This is a genomic window from Kitasatospora sp. MBT66 (genome assembly GCF_000710405.2).
Lineage (GTDB): Bacteria > Actinomycetota > Actinomycetes > Streptomycetales > Streptomycetaceae > Kitasatospora > Kitasatospora purpeofusca.
This window is the reverse complement of sequence record NZ_JAIY01000001.1, coordinates 198,164-214,693: the sequence shown is the minus strand read 5'-3', so window position 1 is coordinate 214,693 and position 16,530 is coordinate 198,164. Positions and strand designations below refer to the sequence as shown.

General features: G+C 72.0%; 17 protein-coding genes. 6 read left to right on the top strand and 11 right to left on the bottom strand.

Annotated features, from left to right (window positions below; genetic code table 11):
- Positions 1-71 precede the first annotated feature (71 nt).
- The 11 genes from BI06_RS00980 to BI06_RS54585 all read right to left on the bottom strand — a co-directional run bounded on the left by BI06_RS00980 (position 72) and on the right by BI06_RS54585 (position 9,064).
- Positions 72-1,277 carry a hypothetical protein gene (locus BI06_RS00980; protein WP_149030212.1) on the bottom strand — a complete coding sequence of 402 codons (1,206 nt, stop codon included), beginning with the start codon at positions 1,275-1,277 and terminating at the stop codon, positions 72-74.
- A gap of 5 nt (positions 1,278-1,282) precedes the next feature.
- Positions 1,283-1,747, bottom strand: coding sequence for a hypothetical protein (locus BI06_RS00975; protein WP_043463794.1), 465 nt, complete (start codon positions 1,745-1,747; stop codon positions 1,283-1,285).
- A gap of 17 nt (positions 1,748-1,764) precedes the next feature.
- On the bottom strand, positions 1,765-2,730 hold the full coding sequence (locus BI06_RS00970) for a hypothetical protein (protein ID WP_043463791.1): 966 nt from the start codon (positions 2,728-2,730) through the stop codon (positions 1,765-1,767).
- A gap of 152 nt (positions 2,731-2,882) precedes the next feature.
- The gene (locus BI06_RS00965) at positions 2,883-3,134 is read right to left on the bottom strand and encodes a hypothetical protein (protein ID WP_043463788.1); all 252 of its coding nucleotides are present in this window, start codon (positions 3,132-3,134) and stop codon (positions 2,883-2,885) included.
- A gap of 572 nt (positions 3,135-3,706) precedes the next feature.
- Positions 3,707-3,934: a hypothetical protein gene (locus BI06_RS00955; RefSeq protein WP_043463785.1), complete on the bottom strand. Its 228-nt coding sequence runs from the start codon at positions 3,932-3,934 to the stop codon at positions 3,707-3,709.
- A 179-nt stretch (positions 3,935-4,113) separates the two neighbouring features.
- Complete coding sequence (locus BI06_RS00950) at positions 4,114-5,985, bottom strand: hypothetical protein (protein WP_043463782.1); 1,872 nt, start codon at positions 5,983-5,985, stop codon at positions 4,114-4,116.
- A 178-nt stretch (positions 5,986-6,163) separates the two neighbouring features.
- Entirely contained in the window at positions 6,164-6,625 is a 462-nt protein-coding gene (locus BI06_RS00945) for a hypothetical protein (protein WP_043463780.1), read from the bottom strand.
- Positions 6,625-6,873 (bottom strand): WhiB family transcriptional regulator, encoded by a 249-nt coding sequence (locus tag BI06_RS00940; protein ID WP_043463776.1) that lies wholly within the window; start codon positions 6,871-6,873, stop codon positions 6,625-6,627. Before BI06_RS00940 ends, BI06_RS00945 begins: the two co-directional genes overlap by 1 nt.
- Positions 6,874-7,017: 144 nt before the next feature.
- The gene (locus BI06_RS00935) at positions 7,018-7,545 is read right to left on the bottom strand and encodes a hypothetical protein (protein ID WP_043463773.1); all 528 of its coding nucleotides are present in this window, start codon (positions 7,543-7,545) and stop codon (positions 7,018-7,020) included.
- Positions 7,546-8,424: 879 nt separating this feature from the next.
- Positions 8,425-8,622 (bottom strand): hypothetical protein, encoded by a 198-nt coding sequence (locus BI06_RS49095; RefSeq protein WP_149030211.1) that lies wholly within the window; start codon positions 8,620-8,622, stop codon positions 8,425-8,427.
- Positions 8,623-8,698: 76 nt separating this feature from the next.
- Positions 8,699-9,064, bottom strand: a complete 366-nt coding sequence (locus BI06_RS54585) for a helix-turn-helix domain-containing protein (RefSeq protein ID WP_082558170.1) — start codon at positions 9,062-9,064, stop codon at positions 8,699-8,701.
- Positions 9,065-9,252: 188 nt separating this feature from the next.
- Here BI06_RS54585 and BI06_RS00925 point away from each other — a divergent pair, with 188 nt between their 5' ends.
- The 6 genes from BI06_RS00925 (at position 9,253) to BI06_RS00900 (ending at position 16,478) form a co-directional block, all read left to right on the top strand.
- Positions 9,253-9,762 (top strand): UTRA domain-containing protein, encoded by a 510-nt coding sequence (locus BI06_RS00925; RefSeq protein WP_051740068.1) that lies wholly within the window; start codon positions 9,253-9,255, stop codon positions 9,760-9,762.
- Positions 9,759-10,547, top strand: a complete 789-nt coding sequence (locus BI06_RS00920) for a GntR family transcriptional regulator (protein ID WP_043463763.1) — start codon at positions 9,759-9,761, stop codon at positions 10,545-10,547. Before BI06_RS00925 ends, BI06_RS00920 begins: the two co-directional genes overlap by 4 nt.
- Positions 10,548-11,680: 1,133 nt before the next feature.
- Entirely contained in the window at positions 11,681-14,242 is a 2,562-nt protein-coding gene (locus tag BI06_RS00915) for a hypothetical protein (protein ID WP_043463760.1), read from the top strand.
- 231 nt (positions 14,243-14,473) lie between these two features.
- A complete protein-coding gene (locus tag BI06_RS00910; protein WP_149030210.1) occupies positions 14,474-15,031 on the top strand; it encodes a hypothetical protein in 558 nt (185 codons plus the stop codon).
- 294 nt (positions 15,032-15,325) lie between these two features.
- Positions 15,326-15,556 carry a hypothetical protein gene (locus BI06_RS00905; RefSeq protein ID WP_149030209.1) on the top strand — a complete coding sequence of 77 codons (231 nt, stop codon included), beginning with the start codon at positions 15,326-15,328 and terminating at the stop codon, positions 15,554-15,556.
- Positions 15,557-15,746: 190 nt separating this feature from the next.
- Entirely contained in the window at positions 15,747-16,478 is a 732-nt protein-coding gene (locus BI06_RS00900) for a hypothetical protein (RefSeq protein ID WP_043463754.1), read from the top strand.
- The last annotated feature ends 52 nt before the right edge of the window (positions 16,479-16,530 follow it).

Sequence of the window (16,530 nt, the reverse complement as noted above, 5' to 3'; positions counted from 1 at the left end):
GGGGAGGGGCGGCCCCCGGCCGGCCCCGGCCGGGGCGGTGGAAGGGGCGGTTGCGGGGCTGTCGGCGAGGGTCATCCGGCCCCCTCCCGGGGGGCCTTGGCGGGGGTGCTCCGCGCCCCTTCCGGGACCCCCCGGGAGAGGGTCGAGCAAGCCCCGGAAGGGGGCCCGGCGGGGGCCTCCTGGGGGGTGTTGTCGGGGACCAGATGCGGGGGCAGCAGGGGCTCCCGGCCGAGGGCCGCGGACAGCTCCTTGAAGTCGACGCCGATCCGGTTCCTCTTCTTGCCCGCTACTGTCAGTGGCAGCGGGTCCCGGAGGGGGATGCCGATCCGGCGGAAGTAGGCCGCCAGGGCGGTGGTGTCCCAGGCCGGGTCGGTGATCAGTCCCCGCCGCTTCAGGTCGGCCAGCATGTCCTCCAGATGGACGCCCTGCCGGATGCCGCGAACACCCTCGGCGTACCGGGCGGCAACCGCATGCTCCACGTACACCCTGAAGCGGTCCGCGATCTGCTCCGGGGAAAGCACCCGCTGCTCCCCAGCCCTCTGCTCCCCCGCCGGGTCGTCCTCGTCGAGCTCTTCGTCGTCCTCGAAGACCTCCTCCTGCTCCTCTTCGGGCTGCTCCTGCTCCTGCTCCGGCTTCTCGGCCTTCGGCGCGGGCAGCGGCGCGTAGACCCACGCGGCGGCGGCCCAAGGCACCAGCACGATCGGCATCCAGATCGCCGGGTTGTGGGGCAGGTAGTAGACGACCAGGAATCCGCCGAAGAGCAGGCCGCCGAGCCGCAGCATCCACCCGGGGAGCTCCTTGCCCTCCGCCTGCTGGGGCTGCGTCTGCGGCGCCGGCTTCTCCTTCACTGCGGAGGCCGGAGGCCGCTTGGCGCCACTCCCCTTCGGCCTCCGCGCGCTGGCCCCCGCCTTCGCCTTTCCGCTGGCTCTGGCGGGCGCCGCCTTGGCCTTCTTGGCCGCCGCGGCTTTCGCCTTCCGCTTCCGGATGATTCCTGGCGCGAAAATCTCCAGGGCATCGCCGTCGATGATCCAGACCACCGTCTTCCTGGCCATGACCCAGGTCCCGAGCGCCAGCGACTTCATCGCCTGGATGCCGACGACGTACGGCAGCGCCGCGTGGAAGGTGGAGGACAGTGCCCGCGCGACGCGCTTGGGGGCCCCCTCCACCTCCTTGGCCTCGGCCTCGTCCTCCTCCTCGACGTCCAGCTCCTCCTCGACGTCCGCCTCTTCGACGTCAGCGGCCGGAGCGATGGGCTCCTTGGTCAGTACGGCGTCCACGGCCATCACTTCCCCAGCCCGGGAACCATGTTGGCGACGTAGGTGACGGCCATGCTCCCGATCGACCACCAGCCGCCAGCGGTGGCGTAGAGCACACCGGCGGAGAAGCCGAGGATGCTCGCCCGCCATTTGCCGTGGGTGCGCAGCCAGAGGATGGCGGTGATGCCCAGCGCCACGCCGCCCGGGCCCCAGGAAGCGGCGATCGGTCCGGTCGCGCTGGTGATGGCGTCGTGCGGGCCCTCCCAGCCGGCCGCCCCGTACAGGCTTGCGTTGATGTAGCCGGCGAGGGCGAGGTGCTCCCACTTGAGCTTCCCGGCGATCTTCGGGTTGGCCCCGTTCTTCAGGACGGCGATCTGGCCGACCGTCCCGACACCGGCCAGGCCGGCGGCGGTGATGACACCGAGTCCGGTGCCCACGGAGGTGGCGGGCGCGGAGGCGAGCTGAACGGCGGTGTTGAAAATCTCGGACATGGCGGGGTGACTCCTTTTCAGGTGAGGGGCATGGTGACGGTCAGGGCGGCCACGAGCGCGGTGGCGAAGGGCATGCGCAGGACCCAGGCGAGCGGCGGGTACCAGCCGCGGGTGCGCCAGCCGATCAAGGCGCCGACACCGACGAAGGTCACCGACATCCAGAACTGCTCGCCGGGGCCTTGGAACCAGAGGATGAGGTGCTGCGCCTTCTCCAGCAGGTCGAAGCCCCAGGCCGGGACCACAGGGCCGATCCACTTCACCGTCCACAGCACGCGGGCCCTGTGCCAGCCGTTGCCTGTCTTGTTCGGCGTGGCCTTGAGGACCTCGGGCAGGGCCCTCTTGAACCTGGACTTCTCCTTGGCCTTCTCGTCGCCGACCTTGACCAGGACCGTGACCTCCTGCTCGATGTCCTCGAGCTCCTCGGTCTCCTCGGTCGGCGCCGCGGCGGGCGGGGTCGTCGGAGGGGTCTTGTGCAGGGGGCAGGAGCAGGCGGTGAACTGCCCGCCGCAGTGTGGGCAGTTCGAGTCGTTCGCCGGCGGGCCCTCGGAGGGAGCGCCGGGGCCGGGGCCGCGGCCGTTCCACCCTCCCCCGCTGCCGCCGCCGGCCTGGGCGGCCGGACCACGGGGCGGGTGGGCGGGGCGCTGGGGAATGGTCGTCTTCACCGTGACGGTGGCGGTGACCGGCTGCGCCCCGCCCACCGGCAGCTCGTTGACCTCCTCGGTGCCCATGACCTTCGCCGTGAGGTCGCGCCACCACTGCGGGTTGGGGTTGTGCGGCTGCTCGGGGGCTGCCGGCCGGGGCGCGGCGGGGGCATCGGTGATCTTGGCGAGGCCGGCGCGGTCCTGCGGGCTGAAGGGCGGGAAGTCGGGCCGCGGGGGCTGGTCGGCGGCGGGCACGACCTGCGTCGGGACGATCACGCGGGTCTCGGGGGGCGTGCCGTCTCCTCCGTCGGAGGCGTCCGGTGCGGGGGTCTGCTCGGTCATCGCGCCACGCTCCCGCCGAGGACGTGGACGATCAGCGCGCTGAGCAGCACTCCGTAGATGGCGGCGGCCGTGAGGAACAGGGCGGAGGCGAGGTAGCGGAAGACCTCGGTGAGCATGGCGTGGCCTTTCGGGTCGGGGCGGACGGGGCGTGGTCAGTGCAGGCGGGACAGGGCCGTGGCGACCAGGCCGCCCAGCGCGAGCAGCAGGCCGAGACCGAAGCCGAGGCCGAAGCAGAGGACAAGGGGGTCGGCGCGCAGCCGGCCGGCGACGCCGGTCAGCACGGCGGCGGCGACCGCGACGACGCGCAGCCGCTCGGTGAGCCGGGTGGCCTGCCCGTCGGGACCGGCCTCGCCTTTCGGTCCGGCCGCGGCGGGCACCGGCAGTCGGCGCGACTGCGGGCCCACGGCGATGTCGACGGCCTGCTCCCAGAGCTGTTGCGCCTTCGGTCCCGGGTACTGGGCACGCAGCCGACGGTGGGGTCGGCGTGCTCGCGCCCGAGCAGGACGGCGATGGTGTGCGGGTCCGGCGGGAGGAGTGGAAGACTCCGGCCGCCGGGAGACCAGTCACCCACGGTAATGATGGTGTCTCGGTGCCAGTGGCTGGCGTTGCGCGCGGCCTGGAGGTTGACGGCGATGGCGACGGCCTGTTGGCGCTCGTCGACGGGACCGATGCGGACGTCGCCGTGGTCGGTGTGGCTGATGCGGATCTCGTGCGCGGGCATGGCGAAGCTCCGGTCGGCGGCTGGCGGGTCGAGTGGTGGGACGGAGAGGTGGCGTGCCCCGTGCGTGGCCGGCGGATGCCCCGCTCCCCCATCTGGGGCCGGGCATCGTCCGCAGGGGCGGTAGGGCACCGCGAGAATCGGTATTTGTGCAGGTAGATCGGCTAGGGGGCGGGCTACCGCGACAGGTGTGCGGGCCCGGCGGGCGGCTTCCGCAGTGGTCGGCCAGAAGTGGCCGGCCACCACGGGATGGGCCCGTCAGGCAGCTCGGGCCGGGTGCTTCGTGTCGGTTCGGGGCTGCGGCCGGGGCGGTTCGGCGGCCGTTGGGACGGCCGTGTCGGGGGTCGCTTCCAGGAGCGTCTGCGCCTCGTCGGTGGCCTCCTGGCGGGCGCGGATCCGGTCCGATATCGGCCGGATCACCACCAGTCCCAGCAGGGTGGAGCCGCCGGCGAGCGCGGCCGAGACCAGAACTTGGCTCAGGGCCATCGCGGCTTTTCCTAACTCTCAGTCATCGAATCTGGGGGTCGAGCGGCCAGCAGGAAGGCCGTGCCGGCCTGGAGCTGCCCTTCTGGACCGCCGCCGGCCGGCGCACGGGGGCGGCGGCCCAGAAGGGCGAGGTACCGGGAGCGGCGTCGCGGAAGTCCCGACGCCCAGGGCCGGAGCAGTCAAGCCGCGGCAGCTGCGGCACTCGCGTACTCCCTCTCCTTGGGCTGGGCAGGGAGCCGGTTGTCCAACGCGGGTGCAGGAGACGCCGAGTCCTGCACCGGCGTGCTCTCCGCCTCGGTCTCGGCGGCCAGGGTGGGGGCCACCTCCATCGCGGCCTTCGCCTTGATCTGGCCGACGCCCAGAAGCTTCTTCACCTCCCGGATGCTCAGCGGCAGCTTCCCATCGGCGTCCAGGTACGGCACCAGCTTCCGGGCGCGGCTGAGGTCGTCCTCGCCGTCCTCCTCGGACTCGTCCCCGCTGTCCTCGCCCTCCGCCGCCGTACCCGTCGGCGGAGCCGTCGGGGCGGGCGTACCCGGGTGATCGACGCAGGCGTGGCGGTCCGGCTCGTACACGCTGTCGGGGCCGGGCACGTACTCGTGCTCGACCGCCTCGGCGGGGCCGGGCGTACCCGCCTGGGGCGCGCCCGTACCCGGCTCGGCGGCGGGCGTACTCGTGTCCTGGCCGGTCGCACCGGCCGTGACCTGCGAATTCATCCCGGGTACACCGTCAGCGGGCGTACCCGTACCCGGCATTGCGGGGGCCGGGTACACGCTCGTACCCGGCTGCGCCGTACCCGGGTACGCCGCTGTACCCGGCTGCGCCGTACCCGGGTACACGCCCGGTCCGGGCTGCGCCGTACCTGAGTACGGCTCTTCGGCCGGCCGGGTACGACCCTCTGCACCCGGGTTCGTCGGCAGCGGCGTACCCGTACCCGGCTGTCCCGCCGCCAGGTACGAGGCGGGTACGGCCGGGTACGGCTTGTACTCGGGTACGGCCCCGCGGGTACCTCCGGTCGAGTCCTGAACCGGGGGCGTACCCGGGTAGGCACCCGTACCCGGCTCGGCCGTACCCGGACCCTCCCCGACGAACGACCGGAGTACGGTCTCCACCGCCGCACGCTTGCCGAAGTTGACCCCGGCAGTGTCGGGAGTACGGACCAGACGCTCGAGGTCGGCCAGGATGTGCGTCTGGTCAACAAGCGCGACTCGGGCCTGAGCAGCTTGCGCGCGACGGACCGCCCGGGCCCGCGCCCGGGCTGCGCCCCCACGCTGCGCCCCCGACTCCTTGTCCTTGGCCCGCTCGTCCATCAGCCGCACCCTGTACAACCGGGTGGCGGCGGTCTGGATACGGACCCGGCGGGTGGCGTCGGCCTGGGAGAGGTGTTCGTCGGCGGCCAGGGCGAGCGCCACCTTGATGCCCTCGATGGGGTGGAGCATCCGCACCATGCGGATGCGGCGGTCCAACCAGTCGCCGGCCCGGCGGGCGAGCTCGCGGGCGGCGGTGCGCTCCTCGAGCGAACCCAGCTCGAACAGGATCGCGGCGATGATCGGCCACGGCGCGCGGGCCACGGCCTCTCCGAGGGTCGCGCCCTCGGAGGCCGAGAAGGCGGAGGAGATGAGGGCGAACACCCACACCAGCGCACCGCTGATGCCGGGCGGCTGACCGGCGCGGGAGCGGCGCCGGGCCCGGGCGCCGCAGATGTAGGCGGCGACGTCCAGCGCCACGAATGGCAGCCAGTCGAACGGAGAGGACAGCCCGATCAGGTCGCGGCCCATCTTCCGCAGTCCGTTCGAGGACAGCCCGGCCGCCGCCGACGCGACGGCGACGGTCCACAGGTCGTCGGAGCGCCGGCCGCGGGCGTCCGCGCGCAGGTTGCGCTCGGCGATCTGCTCGTCGGACATGGTCAGCTCGTCCTCGTAGGTCCGCTCCGCCTTGCGCCAGCGGTGCAGGATGAGCAGCGCGGTGGCGACGGCCACCAAGACCCCGGCGAGCAGATCGGTGTGCGAGGCCAGCCAGTCGGGGGACGGCAGCAGGGAGCGAAGGGTGGACATTTCTGGGTCTCCTGGTCGGGCCCGGTGGGCGGGAAGTACGGGACATGGCCGACTCGGTGGGACTCGAATCGGCCGGCTGTCCAGCGGGGAAGGGGAAGCGCCCACCGGGTTCGGCTGGGCGGGTCGGAGCAGGCGCGGTGAGACCGGCGCCGAGGACGCCGCCTAGATTCAGGCGGACTCACACCGGCAGGTGACTGCCGGTCAGGATGTGGTGGACCAGGCCGAGGCCAAGCCGCGCGGAGCCAGCGCAGCCCTCGGCCCGGCGGTCGGTGAGCAGGAGGTGCGCCAGGTCGTCGAGGCGGTTGGTGAACCTGGACATCTCGGCGCTGGTGGCCGCTCCCGGCCGGGCACGGCCGGCACTCAGGAACGCCTGGAGACGCAGAAGCCGGACCAGCCTGCCCAGCTGGACGAACACCGATCGCAGCTGGCCGTGCACGGAGACCACGGACTCGTTGGCGTCCAGGTCGGTGATCGCATTGAGGAACCTCAGCGTTGCCGCCAGGACCTGTGCCCGAAGTCCCGGCCGCTCCAGCGCACGGCGGAGCAGCACGGGGTCCGGCGGGTGCCGCTCGAAGTGCTGGGCGGCGGCCTGCGCGGCGTCGGCCAGACGCTCGGCTCGGAAGGTGGCGAACGGGGGCATCAGGTCCGGGCCCGGTTCCGGGTGGCGCGGCGCTTCATCGCACGACGCTCGTCCTCGCTCATGCTGCCCCAGACGCCGGCGTCCTGGTTGGTCTCCAGCGCCCACTGCAGGCACTGCTCCATCACGGGGCAACGTCTGCAGACGGATCGGGCTTCCTCGATCTGGAGCAGGGCCGGGCCGGTGTTGCCGATCGGGAAGAACAGCTCGGGGTCCTCTTCGCGGCAGACAGCGCGGTGAATCCAGTGCATCGTCGTCTCTCCTTTCTTGGAACGGTGGGCCGGCCCGGTTGCCGGGCGGCGGATGACTCGGGTGAAGCCGTGGTCAGGTTCCGGGCGCGCAACGGCCCGGGCAGGACTTGAGGTGCTGGGCCTAGAGGGTGGACCGCTCGTCGCTCACCGCGGACCGTCGTCCTCGCGGACCGCGAGGTCGTCGAGCGCGGCGAACCGGCGCATCAGATCCGCCTCGAGCAGATCGAGAAGGGTGGGGTCGGCGGCCAGCACCGCGTCCTGCACCGGCGGGCACCCCTCGATCGGGACGTCGGCCGGGCAGCACAGACCCGCCAGGTGATCAGCGCGGGCCCGGTCGAGCGGCGACAACGGCGCCGGGGCGGTGCCGTCCACGAGCTCCGCCGGGTGGGGGTCGGGCAGGTAGACGCTGTCGGGCCCGGGCACCTTCACCGTGACGGTGCCGTCCATGCAGGCGGCCCGGTAGGACCATCGCCCGGCGCGGACGGCCAGCCAGAACTGCAGCCGGTCCGCCCTGTTGGCCAGGACGTGGAGGTGGAGGGCGTCCAGCAGGCCGGTGGCCCCGGAGGCGCCGAGCGCGAGAAGGGCGATGCCACCCTTCACGGCACGCAGCGAGCCGGTCAGGCCGCCGCGGAAGAAGCACGGCACCTGCGGTGCCGGGGAGAAACCGTCCATAGCGACTCCTTCGGACCTGCCCGGCCCCGCAGTGGGTAGCCGGGCTGGCGCCGGATGTCGGTCGCAAGCGCTGCGCCTGCGGAGGCCGGGTGATCCGGAACCCCCCAGAAGCCGTACGGAGAAGGGCGGTTGACGCCGTTCTCGGCTGCGGGTCCTGGGCAGCTCCGGAGCGAACTGCGACTCGGCCGCCGCCTCCCGTGCGGGAGGCGGCGGCCGAGTCGAACAGGTACTTCGGGTGGAACTCGGAGTGCGTGACGGCCGCGCCCCCTGTCAGGGAGGCGTGACGGCCGCTTACCGCCCGGCCGAGGCCGGGACGATCTCGCCTGGATGGTGAGCGGGGAGGCGGGCCCCGCGGCCAAGGTTCGTGCATCTCGATCGAAGGCTTGTTGATCACCTCGCAGCGGCGTCACGCTCGCGACTGCGGGGTCTAACTCTTTTGCCACACTGTTGAGTTGAGAAGTAGGCGGGCACTTCCATGGAACGGCCCCCTCGGGCCGCCCTTCCGGGCGCGTCGTGGTGGTGCAGAGTGCTGAGGCCCTGACGGGCCCGTCGCACACTCCCGGCGCCGATCTGCTGGCATGGCCATGACAGAGCGGTTCCGAGAGCACGCGCCGGGACGGCGTACTGCGGGTGATGATCTACGAGGCGCGCTGCGCCTACTGCGCGCCGCTGCCCTGTGGTGCGGGCTGCGGCACGGGCTCCGGCTGCGTCGGAGCCTTCGACCAGGTCAGGAAGAGGTCGGCCTGCTGGGTCTGCTTCTCCTGCTGGATTTCCACTACTGGTCGCCCCCCTCCGGCTCGGCGGACGAACCCTCCGACGAGCCGGAGTCCTCCGGGCCGCGGCCTCCGATGTAGCTGCGCAACTCGGGCTTGAACGTCATCAGGCACCCCCGCCCTCGACCGTGTACGGGCCGCCGAAGTTGCGCGCGGTGTGCTGCTCGGCGCCGGGCCGGCTGCAGGGGTCCCGGGTGTACGCGCGCTGGCCGAAGTAGGCGCTGCGCGGGTCGAGGATGACCGGGGCGGCCGCGGGGTGCACTCCTCGTGATTCTGCGGGCGGCGGCTGGTGCATGATGTCCATGTGGATCTCTCCTCGCGAGTTGATTCCCGGAGACCTCGGTGACAGCTGCTCAGGCGGAGCCGAGGTCTCTTGCTTTTCAACTACTGCTGTGCTCCGGGCTGTCGGCCTGCCGCTGCCTGACCTTTCGCATCTCGTCAATCGACCAGACCGGGATGCGAATCCCCCCGCCGCGCCGGCCCGTCCCGCCCTCCTGCGGCGGCTCCGACCCCGTGCGTTTGTGCGCCAGCAGTCCGGCCTTGATGTAGCGGTAGATCGTGCAGGCGTGCACCCCGAGGAGCGTCGCAGCCTCCTGGACGGACACATCCGGTCTCGGCGCCGCCTGCTGGCGGACCGCGGACCGGCGTGCTCGCCCTCGGTGGCCGGCCAGACCGAAGCGAGCTCCGGAGCTGACCGCAACACTCCTCGCAGGCGAACGCCCGGGCGCCGAACGGGCGGCATCCATGTGCTTTCTCCCCTGCGTGGATTCCCAACACCCGAACCGTATTGCTTTTTGCGAAAAGCAGCAAGCTTCTCATTGGGTCTCCGTGCGCCTGCCTGGGCTTAATCTGGAAACCAGCAAGGTGAGACGGCTAGGAGCGTGGGGGGAGAGGCATGGGCGGAGCTGGGTGGACAAGCAGCTCATCGCGGTACGTGGGCGTTGCAGCCCCTGGTGATGCGTGGGCGGAGGAGGCGGCCGAGGCCGGCCGCCGGGGGACCCACCGGATCGTGGAGGCCGGGGTGGTCGAGGCACCCGACAGGGTCGCGTACCTCCTCGGCGTGCCGACCGGCTCGCCAGTAGGTGTCCGGCGCCGCGCGGTGGACCTCGACGACGTGACGGTGGAGCTCACCGACTCGTTCTTCCAGTTCGATGTGGCCAACGGAACGGCACTGATTCGGCCTGCCAAGATCAAGGGCGGCCCGGAGAAGCTGCTCCGCGAGGCCGGGATCGAGATGCCTTGCGTCGCCGAGGAGATCGAGGCGAGGCCGGCCATCCAGTCCGAGGTCGACCTGCTGCGCCTGCCGGCCGACGTGTGGGTGCTCGTGATGCACAGGACCTGCGCGACGGCGGCCGGCCGCCCGATCCAGGTGGACGTGGTGGTCGCCTCTGCCCTCCACCAGCGCTTCCGCTACGAGATGTACGCCGCCGGGGAGGCATTGTGACAACTGATCAGGACCGTTCGAGGAAGGCGGATCGGGAAGACCCGCGCGCTGTTCACCAGCGCATCGCGGCCGACCTTCGTGACGAGATCCTCTCGGGCGAGCTGCCGCGGGAGGCGCGGCTGCCTTCCACGGCTGTTCTCATCGGCCGCTTCGGCGCCTCGAATGCGTCGGTCCAGAAGGCCGTGAACCTGCTGAAGGACGAGCGCCTCGTGACGTCGCGCGCAGGGGCCAGCACCACGGTGACCTACAGGCCGCGACGGATCATGGTCCCCGCCGCCTACTCAGCTCCGGCGGCACCGGGTGAGACGTACCGCTGGATCTCGGAGGCGGAGGGTCAGGGCGACAGAGCCACGATCGAGCTGCTATCCGTCGGGAAGGTGGCGGCTCCGCGGGAAGTCGCGGCTGCCTTCGGTATCGAGGCCGGGGAGCTGGTTGCCCGCCGGACTCAGCTACTGCGCCTTGATGATCAGCCGGCCGAGCTGGTGCACTCCCACTACCCGCTGGCGATCGCGGAGGGAACTCCTCTCCTGGAGCCCCGGAAGATCCGGGGCGGCACACCGGCGCTTCTCGCGGCGATGGGCCATACGCCGGCGCCGGATGGGACCGTCGACCGAGTCTCGGCATGCATCCCGACCCAGGAGCAGTTCGTTGCCCTGCATCTGCCGGGAGAGCTGGTTCCCGTGCTGCGGACCTTCCGGGTCGTGCGCAGCACCGAGGACGTGATCATCGAGGTCACCGTCATGGCGAAGGCGGGCCACCTCTACGAGCTCCAGTACAGCTTCTAGAGGGTTGCCTTGCTGCTTTTTGCGAATGGATGTACCGTCAGCCAGGCATGATCGCGCCAGCGGTGGCGCAGCGACACACGCGCGAGAGGCCAAGCAAACGCATGGCGATTGCCGTGTGCGATGGGTTTAGGATCAGGATCCGGCCGTCGTGGCTGACTGGGAGTTGGAATCCCCGGTCAGCTGGACAAGTCGGACAAAAGAATAGGCCCCCTTGGGCCGCCGGCGGGGTTGGAAGTCCCGCACGATCGGCGGCCGGGGGCCAGAGTCGGGGGCCGTGTATCAGACGGCTCCGGGTGACTCGTCGCGTAACACCTAGCTCGAGGATGGTGTAGCGCTGTGAATCAGCGTACCTGGATTGCGGTCTCGGGGTGCAACAGCGCCCGGCCGATGTCGCGCAGCGGAACGCCGCGCCCGGCCAGCCCGGTCCAACCTGCCCTCAGGACTTCCCCGCTGAACGCCGCCCTGCGGCCCGTGGGGTTCACCACTGCGCGTGACGCCCGATCGGGACGTATCCGCGTGGAACTGCTCGCGCTCCGAGTCGCCAGGAGCGCGGGTTTCGCCGTAGCTGCCGAGCGCAGCCGGCCCGGTGCGGGGGTGTGGATGACCTAGCCCCTCTAGGGGCGGCGCCCATCTCGCTGTTCCTCCCTTGCCGGGGAGGACTTCGCGCAGCGCCGCCCGGGAGCAATCCGGTTGTCAGCCGGCTCGCGCCCAGATCGTCCACGTGAGGGACCGCCCTGGCAGGGGCCCGTCGCCTCTCGCACCCTTATTCGGTTTCTTCCCAGGAACCGCGTCAAGCCCGGTGAGGGCCCTTCTGCGTGCTCTCGCCAAGAGGCGATGAACGAGGCCATCATGCAGCAAACGGCTGCCGTTTGCCACTTCGGCATGCCCAAAAGTCCGTGGAGCCGCTGCTTTTCGGACTTCCTCCTCGCGCCCTTGCACCCTCGTGCGATGGCGCCGTCCGGTGCTGCCCGGTCAGCCGGACAAGGGCGTGGGCGGTGAGCACACCCGCGCGCACGTACGACGGACCGCCGGCTCAAGTCCCCCCACAGCGATCGGCCGGCCCGGCCCTGCAGCTGATCCCTGGCCAAGGCCCCGAGGCACCCGCCCCGCACCCGCTCGTCCTCTCGCCGATCATGCGGTCCCGGCTGAGCACGGCGGTGCGAGCGCTGCTGGCATCTCCCGGCCTGAAGGAGCAGAACGACTCGGTCCGGCTGGCCGCGGTGGTGCTGATGGCCCGCACCCCGGCCACGACCGGCGTGGTGGAGATCCGCAAGGCGGAGCTGGGCCGCTGGTGCGGCACGGGCCGCGACAACATGAAGCACGTGCTGCGGGCGCTGCGGGGCGCCGGCCTGCCCGGCGACGTCCAGCCGGTGGCGGCGAGCGCCCCCGGCACTTCCGACGGAGCTGAGGACTCCCTGCAGCTGAAGGTCCTGCCGCTGTGGAGCGCAATGTCGTCCACCCTGGGGCTGGCCGGGCGCTGCCCGGAGACGGGGGAGCGGGATCCGCTGGCCCTGAGCCAGCGGGAACTCGCGGTCCTCTTCCGCCTGATCGAGCACCTGTTCGCGCCGGGGTGGGCCTTCCGGGACGGCCGCGATCCGGTGGTGGGTCTGCTGGCCTCACGCACCGGTCGCGGAGCCAGCACCGATCGACTCGCTCTGCTGCTGCTGGTGCTCTCGGCGTCAGCCCGGGGCCGGGTCCGGATGTGCGGCGGCCGGGTGGACACCCACGTCGGACGACCGGCGGTGACGCTCTCGCGGATGCTGGGCTGCTCCCCGGCCGGCGCCGCGCACGTCCTGGTCCGCCTGGAGGACGCAGGCGTGCTGACCCGTCCGCGCCGTGGCGCGTCCGGGCTGCGCTCGCGTGCCCGGATCGTGATCCCGGCCGTGGCCGCCGCGCACCAGGCCGACAACGCCACCCCGTCGGCCGACCCGGCGCTGCCGGCCCTGCGGTCCGTCCCCGAGCCCACCGCCGCCCAGACGAAGGCGTCGTCCTACCCGAAGGCCGCACAGCCGCCAGCTGCCCGGGAGTGGCCGGCCGCAGATCGCTGGTGGGAGTTCTGCGGCGAGCCCGACCTCGAGGAGCCTCCGGTCGCCGATCCGGCCCTGGAGGACGGGTTCGACACCGACCTCGGCTTCGCCGGCAGCCCCGCCGCTGCTACCCCACCCGAGTGCGCCGCTGCTGTCGGGAAGAACGCCCAGGTCAGCGGCGCACCGGAGCCCGGGAAGCCTGCTGTTGGAGACCTCGCGGCTGTTACCCCCCTTCACACCCTGCACTCTCCGGTGGTTGAGGTGGGTGGTCTTGCTCGCGCTGTAGATGGCTCTTCCGGCGCGTGCGCCGTTGGGGCTGAGGATGTCCGGCCGGAGCGCGCGGGTGCGCGCGAGGGCGAGTCCCGTGACGCCGCGCCGCAGCTGACCGTCGTGGAGAGCTCCGGCCACCCGCTTCGCGGGGAACAGCCGAACCTCGACTCGACCGGCCTTCAGCAGCGCAAACGGACCCCTGGCCGGGGACGGCAGGGCCGACACCTGCAGTCGGTCTCGCCGGTCGCTCCTCCTGCGGACCTTGCCCAGGCCCTCCTCCCGGTTCTTCCGGTCTGGGAACGGCTCGACCGGCCGTACCTGCGCGACCAGGTGGTGGTCGAAGCCCGGAAGGCCCTCGGACAAATTGCCCTGTGGTCCGGCTCCAGCCTTGCCGTCGACCTGCTGGCCGACCGGCTCAAGGACCGGCTCCACCAGCAGGGCGGTCCCACGATGGTCACCAACCCGTTCGGCTGGCTGATTCGCAAGGGCCTGACCCAGCGCCAGATCTGCGGCTCCGCAGCCTGCGACGACGGCATCGACCTGACCTGGGGAGCCGACTGCGCGAGCTGCGACGGCCGCCTGGCCGACCGGCGCTCGCTCCGCCGCGCCCTGATCGCCCAGGTCGTCGCCTCCACTCCCAACGCCACCTTCGAGGACCGCGGGCCCGCGATCGACGCACACCTGCGCCGGCACGCCGAGCTGCGGGCGGCCGACCTGGCTGCAGCTCTGGAGCGGGCCGAAGCAGACCGGAAGCGCTCCGAGGAACGTCAGGCGCAGCGGGCGGCGCAGCGGCTGGCGGCGGAACTGGAGCGGCAGGCCATGCCGTGCTCGCGGTGCGGCGCGCAGCAGTCGGCCGGGCTGTGCACGGCCTGCTCCGCTCAGCTCGCGGCCCGGGCGGCGCTCGCCGAGGCGGTCGACCTGGAGCTGGCCGGCGGTGCGGACCTGTCCGACCGGGCGAGCGTGCGGGAGGTGATCGCCCGAGCCCGGAAGAACCTGGATGCGGCGATCCGGCGGGAGCGGGCGACCAACGGGCTCGGCCCGGACGCCAGCACCGCGGCGCTGGCCCTGAGCGACATGGTGACGGCCCAGAACTGCGCGGGCATCGCCCGGACGTGGGCCCTGCGCGAGCTGGCCCGCAACCCACAGGCCACGGAGGAAGGGCAGATGGCGCACGACACCGTCATGCGCGTCGCCCACCGGTACGACGACCGTGCCGCCGCCAAGCGCGAGGCCGTGGCGCAGGGGAGGGCCGCGATCCGCCGCACCGCCGAGTACCTCCTGAACCGGCGACTGGACAAGATCGCGAAGCTGCGTGAGCACGGACGCCCGGTGCAGCCCGCACCACTGAGCCGTCGGGCGGTTGGTGAGGCCCTGGCCGCTGCCGAATCCGGGAGGTGAGCGTGCCGTCCAGGAGGCCCCGCGGTCCGGGCCGGAGACCCGCCATGCGCCGGCCTGACTGGATGCGCGGCGACCTCGTCCCGGAGACGAACTGGTCGACCTCGAAGAACCGCCTCTGCCCGCCTGTTGGGGCTGGAAGACTGTCCCCCGCGGCGAAGTGGAACCGGCCGGGGGAGAGGATCACCAGTGGAAGCGGAACGCTTGGGCCACCATGTCGTCGACGGTGTCGCCTTGGACGTCCCTGCAACGGCGGCGGCGTTCAAGCGCCGGTTCGAGGAAGCCTTCGACCGACAGCAGCTCCACGTGGTCGTCGCGCTGGCCGGGGTGACCGGACTGCTCGTCGTGATCGGGCAGTGGGTCGACCTGCTCGTCTTCCCGGCTCTCCTCGCCTTCGCCCTCCTGGTGATCGTCGTCGTCGGAATCGGCCAGCAGCGGATCCTCGCCCGGGGCGAACAGAGCATCCTCGCCGGCCATCCCTGGCAGGTCTGGCCGTGCCGCGTGCAGGTACTCACCCGGGCGGAGGCCCAGGCACTGCCCGGCCGTAAGCGGACCGGTGCCACCGCGGTCCGCGTACAGCTCCTCGCCCGCAACGGGGCCGTGGTGCGGTCGGGCAAGACCCGCCTTCCCACCAAGCTCTACGGAGCAATGACCGACGACATCGGCACGGTGTGGATCTGCGGCGACCTGCGGCAGCCGTACCTCGTCGCTGCTCCCGGCGGCGCCGACTGGGCCTATTGCCACCCCGATGCTCCGCCGTCCAGCAAGGTCCACATCACCATCCGCATCTGATCGGGCCCCCGGCCCTCGCCGTCCCCGTGCGCCGGGTCGCGCGCACCGTGCTCGACACGGCGACGGATCGCCGTGGCACGCCCTGGGGTGAGCGGAATCCGCAGCGTTGCGCAGGACGCCGGCCGACCGGAGCGAGATGGCAGACGCAGACCCCGGCCGGGCCGCCGCCCCGGAACACCAGGACCGGCCGACCGTGCACAGCTGTCCGACTGTCAGTCGCTGCGGTCGCTGTGTGCGTGGTTCGTCCCGGTCTCCCGCGCTGGTCGGTGCGAAGGAACTGACACACTGGTGATCATGAATCAGCCCATCCGACGGCCACTCTGGCAGCCCTTCTCCGAGCCGGCCGCCCACACCCCTCCGCCGGACGGTCAGGCCCGGATGCTCGCCGCCGAGCGGAGCCCGTTCCTGGAACCGACCTTCGTCCAGGACTCCGCCGAGCCGCGCCAGCCCCCCAGCACCCGGCGTCGGCTCGGCCCCGGCGCCACTGCCGAGGCCGAACCCTCCCCGGAGCCACAGCAGCCCTGACCCCGCCGGATCCGCGGCACCCCAGATCCCCGGTCCGAGCTGCTGCACCGCTGGCCGGTGCACAGGGAATCGGCCTACCGAAGCCGATCCGGCCGCAACGGTCGAAGGCCCCACACGGCCCGGTAGCACCTGCGACACTGAGCGTGACATCGCCTGTTCGGCGGGGGAGTCTCCAAGGGAGAGAGCGCAGTTGAGCAGCTACACCCGGCACGACCTCAAGGCCACCTATGACCCGGAGAGCACCCGCTCCTGGGCGAACTTCGTCCTCTACACCGAGCCCGGTTCGGAGGTCGTCACCAGCGGTCTGCACCCCGAGACCCGGATCGAACACTCCAGCCCGTACGTGCAGGAGTGGGCCGAGCGCCTGCACCGCTCCACCCCGAACGCCCTGCACGCCCTCCTGGTCACCAACCTGGAGCTGCCGCGGCTGTTCGACCCGTGCGTGGATGAGAACACCGCGAGTCCCGCCGCCGTCAGTGAGTCCGGCTGCGTCTGCCGGCGATCCTTCACCGATCCCCAGTTCGGCACGCCTGTGGTCGCCGAGCACCACCGCACCGTCAGCGGCAGCACCGACCGGTGGGCCTATCAGACCCTCGCCCCTGTCAGCCTGCGTGACGGCGAGAGCGTCACCACCCTGGTCATCGACCGCGGCACCTTCTGGACCAGGACCAGCCGCAACGTCCTGGCCCTCCTCCCCCAGCACCGCGCCAACGAGTACAACGTCGGCTACAGCGGCGGCGGCCCCCGAGCGCTCGCCGCCTACCTCCAGCAGCTGGTGGAATCCGACGGCAAGGACACCGCGGCGCTGCACCCGGGTGGCGGAAACCCCGGCCGGGGCCTCCTCGAGTTCACCGCGAGCAACGCCGCCGCACGCACCCAGGAGCTGACCCTCGGTCAGCTGAGGACCATCGCCGGGACCTGACCGACGGGGCGTACGCGGTGCACACCACCATCAGGTACTGAGTCGGCCGGCC